Genomic DNA, 4,918 nt, shown 5'->3' with positions numbered 1-4,918 from the left:
AGTTTGTTCATGCACCAATTTGGCGCATTCGCTGCACCCTTGTAGTGAGCGGCTTTTAGTGGCACCACGCTTTTGTGGCGAGCGAGCTTGCTCGCGCTGGAGTGCGCAGCGCTCCCGCTTTTATTGGGACCGCTACGCAGCCCAACGCGAGCAAGCTCGCTCGCCACAAAAGCGTGGTGCCACTAAAAGCCGCTCACTACAAGGGTGCAGCGAATGCGCCAAATTGGTGCATGAACAAACTTGAACTTCATCCAGCCCCGATTCTTCTAACAAGGCTCGTCACCTTGTGGAGCACCGCCGTGCCCAGAATCATCTCTCCCAACACACCGGCAGCCGCCCTGGACGATCACAACGAGCACAATGCCAAGATTTTCGGCTCACCCAAAGACCGCCTCGATTTCTATCGCCGCGAGATCCAGTACGAAACCACCATTCTGGCCAACCGTACCGACGCCTATCTCTCGGCACAGTCGTTCCTGGTGATCGCCTTTGTCTCCGGCATGGGTAACCTGAACCCGGAGTGGGGCAAGTTTTTTACCTTGGTTGTGCCCGCGTTTCTGGCCTTCCTCGGCATTCTTAGCTCATTGAATGCCTGGCCAGGTATTCGCGCCGCCTACGAAATAATCGACCACTGGCACTACAAGCAGAGCGAGCTGCTGCGCAGTGAGCCGGTGATGGGCATGGCCTACGATGATTCGCCGCTGTTCTGCGAGACCGAATCGTCCCACAAGGGCTATCGCAAGTCGCTGCTGTTCTCCATGCGTGCACCGTGGCTGTTTATGGTGTTCTGGGTGCTGCTGGGTGCCTACGCGTTTTATATCCAGGTGGATAACCCGGTCTCTTAAGCAATTTGAACTTCGTGGTGCTGCGCACACCCTTAACTCTACGCAGGCTGCGTTTTACTCAAGAGGTGACCTATGAACACCAGCAACGACCCCCAAACCGGCAACCGTAACGACCCGGCCATCGATGGCGGCGAGCCGGCGCCCGGCACCGCTGCCGATGCGCCAAAAGACCCGAAACCTGCCAGCGACCCCAAAGCCCGGGAAAACGACTACAGTCCAGACTTCAAGCCCACGCGCGAGCCCAAGCCTGAAACCGATGCCGATATCGACACCCAAGGTGGTTAGAGGAGAAGGTCATGTCCCAGGAACTCGATGACGATGAAGAACTCAATGACCCGGGCAATGAAGACCCAGGTTCATTGATGGATGATGCAGAAGTACCGCTCAACGACCTCGATGATGCAGCGGATGTAGGCAACACCGAAAGTCAGGATTGAGCGTTCGCCTTGGCTCGTCGTTCATACCACGCCAGCTTTGGCTGAGTGCTCAGGTCATGAACGACGGCCCAGCAACTCGGTGCAGGTTGCTTCAATGTGTTTCGATCAGGTACTGATCCAGGAATGGTCAGCCCCAACTTTCACATTGAACGTGTAGCGAAGCGGGAAGTAATGCTCCTTGGTCTTCAGGATCTGGTAGGGCGCTGTGACTGGCGCCACCACGCCGTGACGTGCATAGGCCTCACTCACGCTTTGTTGAATGTTGACAACCGGACCCTGCGCCACGAGTTTGCCATCGACTAATGTTGCTTCTTTAGAGAGGCCATCCAAGCCTAAGTCGTACATGTCGGGTCTTTTCATTTTAAGCGTGTCATTAAACATATTCGGTCCTACGGTATCGAAAATTTTTGCCTCATACTCCTTGAATTCCGGGGTGAATTGCAGCCTGCCCTCGGGGCCTCGAGTGATAGTCGGTCGATTATTCGCAAAGTAGGGTTTGTTAGTCGCAAACCGTTTATTCATTTCCCTGATCATCTCGTCAAGCACCGGGTTACCGGGTCGAGTAGCAAAGTTACTGGTGTTATAGAACGTTTTGTAATCGGCCACTTGGTGCGTCACTGGTAAACCGAGCAGCACATCGTCGGCGCCTGCTGCTACATCGACGGCACCGACGTTGCTTTGGATAAGATCATCGGTGTCCAGGTAAAAACCACCGTGTTTATTCATTATCGGGTAGCGGGCTACATCCGAAGCTGCCGCCAGATTCTTCCCTTGCCCTTGTCGGAAGTAGTTGTACATTTCGCCGGTCTTCAACTGCTTGAATGCGGCATCTTCATTAAGATTGAGCACCGTCACGCCGGGAATTTTCTCCTTCAGCTTGCTTTCTATTTGTTTGAACACAGCGGGGCTGTCGGCGTCCACGTGCAGGACTGTTTTATAGCCTGAAGCTCGGGTGGCGTTTTTGGTCATGTTGTCGACCAAGTGGGTGGGAATCTCCTGGCCCGCCCAGAAATAGTTCAACGTTTTGGGCACGGGAGCCAGTTGTTTGGGGATTCTGGGAATCGACGAAATATCCACAAAGTTATAGTGGTGGGCGCTGGCTTTTTTAGCTTTTCTGGACGCATCAAGTGTTCCCCGTTGCCAGTGGCCTTTGGTAGTTCGCCAGTAATACTGCTGGCCTTGCTCGTGGGTGCCTCTCCATGCGCCGGCCGTGCTGTCGAACGCAACTTCCTGATCGACGTTTTTGTAAGTAATCCTGAATGGATTGCCTGAGGTTTCCACGCGTTTAATATCGTCCATCGGCACTACGTAGGTTCCATCTCCCAGCCTGAAAGGCGTCGGTGTGCCACCTGCGCCGGCCAGCAAACGTTCGGATCGGGATAAAGGTGCCCACCCTGTAGGGCCAAGATCCTTGACGGGTATATCGGGGCTCGTGCCGTTCGGATGGCGGATGACGCGCCGGCCGTCTTTGACTTGGGACTCAAAGAGCCTGCCATCAACCTTCACATATTCGCGTTTACTGCGGCCCACCAACACGTTGTTCTGCAACCCCGTGGTCGATAACTCGTCTGCGGCGATGTAGCGGGCTTCATAACTGTGCAGATCATCCAGTGAGCGTACTTCTCCATTGGCAGCAACGCGGTTAGGTTTAAAGTCTCTCAAGGGCAGGCCCATTGCGCGTTGCTTCAATGCATCGTATTCATGCCAATTACCCAGAAACATCACAGCCTGGCGCTCGACTGTTTCTTGGCCCACCTGGATTGTCCCGGTTGCTGCCAGGCCGTGTTGCTTGCTGATGTTCTGGATTGCGTCGTCACTGGAGATTGCTCGCAAACTATTCGAGTCGCCCGGTTTTGGCACGTCTGGGACGAAGTTCTCCAGCGGCTTGCCGTAGGCCTGCTTCGTGCGCGGGTCCAAGGCGTACCACTTATGGGTTGCCTCATCGAACTTAGCCAGAGCTTTTGTATTGCGAGCGCTGTTGGCGGCACTGAATGCGCCTTCAGCGATATCGGCCCTTTTGGCCACCTCCAACAGGTTGACATGGCGGTACGAACCGCGCAGGTAATTGACACCTTTATAGGCTTTGCCGGCTACAAACTTTACGCCCCTTATAGCGCTACGCGCGAGGTCATCAATACCGCCCAACGGATTGAGCGCGCCCACTGCTGCCCGCCCGACAATCTTGAACCCCAGGGCAGCTTTTGACAGCACTGAAGCGCCGACAAATGAAGCTCTCGCGGCCTTGGCAGCGGAGCCGACGCCGACCACGAAACCAAAAATGTCGAACGCCAAGTCGAGAACACCGTCGGCAGTCTTGCCCTCGTTGAAATTTTTAATGGCCGACCTGAACGGAATAAAGCCCAGCAGCACCTCGCGAATGGCTTCGGTGGTGCTGTGTTCCGTCTGAAAGGTCGTTGTTCCCCTGGAATATGCGCCCAACTCAGGCAGCTTCATATCCTCAATCAATGCGTCGGCCAGGTATTGGGTTCTGGTACTGGCGAAGCTCTTCGGTACACCCGTGGCGCCTTTGCGTTCGTCTGTTATTCCCGCGGGGTACTCACCCCTGGGCGTTATCTGGTCTGCTATGTAACGTGGTCCAGTAGAGGCAAGGCTGGCGGGCGGGAGTGATTCATAAAACAGGCTCGGCCGCGGGGTGATAGTGCCCTCCAGCCGGTTGATTGCGTACTGCCTGGACTGAGGTTTACCGTTGACGGTACGCAGGGTCTCGACCAGTACCACGCCTGTTTCAACACGCTTGTCATAACTGGAGCCTTGAATGCGGTCGTAGCGAATTTCTTTGTGTACGACGATTTCGCCGAACGCCAGATTTTGCCGGTCTTCCAGTTGCAATTTCGAAATCATGACCTTGAACTGCGCCGACGTGGCCTTTTTGACGGCGTCAGAGAACGTGCGAAAGTCCTCATTGAACTGCTTGATGGGATCCGGCAGGGTTTTGAGGATTGGCAGCAGATCGCCGATATTGATTTCGTCTGATGATGAAACCCATACCGCAGGCTTTCTGTTGTCGGAATCTGGTGGTGGGGATCTAAGCGCCCTGCGATCAATGAGCAGGTCCAACAGTGAGTAGGGGCCGGGGTATACGTTGGTAGAAGGCTGCGACGTAATGCACTTTTTCTCAAACAGCGCTGGGTCCATCCCGGGGCATGCTTTTTTCAAAAGCTCGACCGCAATGGCTTTGGTGGTCGGCGTCTCGAGGAGCGGCAGTGAGGCGGCTTCGCTCATTTCGCTGATATGCCGGTTGAACGCTTCACGCACCTCGGACAGGGCTGTCTGCGTGGTCGGATAGCCCATGCCGCTGGGAACGCCCCAGGCTTTGATCGCCTCGTTCTGGGCGGCATATTCGATCTGGCGTTCCTCGTTCGAGATCGGTGCAATATTGGCCGCGAGCATGATTTGCGCGTAGTCCATGTTGGCTGTCGCGCCTGGCGCTTTCGCTTCCACGCGCGCTACCGCCGTGGTGAAGCTGACCCAGCTATGCGAACCCATCGTCACTTCCTGCGGGATACCCTTGACCAGAAACTGCGGTGCGCGACTGGCGAGCATGAGGTGGGCCTGCACGGCTGCTGTTTGCGCGCTGGAAGCAAGGCCGTTGGCAAGCAGATGCTCCTCCAGCTC

The 4,918-nt window shown here is 55.6% G+C and carries 4 protein-coding genes; 3 read left to right on the top strand and 1 reads right to left on the bottom strand.

Going from position 1 to position 4,918, the window contains the following annotated elements; genetic code table 11:
• Positions 1–299: 299 nt before the first annotated feature.
• From FEM54_RS24715 to FEM54_RS34130, 3 genes are all read left to right on the top strand, one after another.
• The gene (locus FEM54_RS24715) at positions 300–845 is read left to right on the top strand and encodes a hypothetical protein (RefSeq protein ID WP_026013566.1); all 546 of its coding nucleotides are present in this window, start codon (positions 300–302) and stop codon (positions 843–845) included.
• Positions 846–917: 72 nt separating this feature from the next.
• Complete coding sequence (locus tag FEM54_RS24710; RefSeq protein WP_017135522.1) at positions 918–1,130, top strand: hypothetical protein; 213 nt, start codon at positions 918–920, stop codon at positions 1,128–1,130.
• An 11-nt stretch (positions 1,131–1,141) separates the two neighbouring features.
• Positions 1,142–1,282: a hypothetical protein gene (locus tag FEM54_RS34130; protein ID WP_017135523.1), complete on the top strand. Its 141-nt coding sequence runs from the start codon at positions 1,142–1,144 to the stop codon at positions 1,280–1,282.
• 105 nt (positions 1,283–1,387) lie between these two features.
• Here the strand turns inward: FEM54_RS34130 and FEM54_RS24700 are convergent, their stop codons facing one another.
• Positions 1,388–4,846, bottom strand: coding sequence for a glycosyltransferase (locus FEM54_RS24700; protein ID WP_240792797.1), 3,459 nt, complete (start codon positions 4,844–4,846; stop codon positions 1,388–1,390).
• Between the last annotated feature and the right edge of the window lie 72 nt (positions 4,847–4,918).

The organism is Pseudomonas edaphica (assembly GCF_005863185.1).
GTDB classification, from domain to species: Bacteria; Pseudomonadota; Gammaproteobacteria; order Pseudomonadales; family Pseudomonadaceae; genus Aquipseudomonas; species Aquipseudomonas edaphica.
This window is presented reverse-complemented; position numbering and strand designations above follow the sequence as displayed.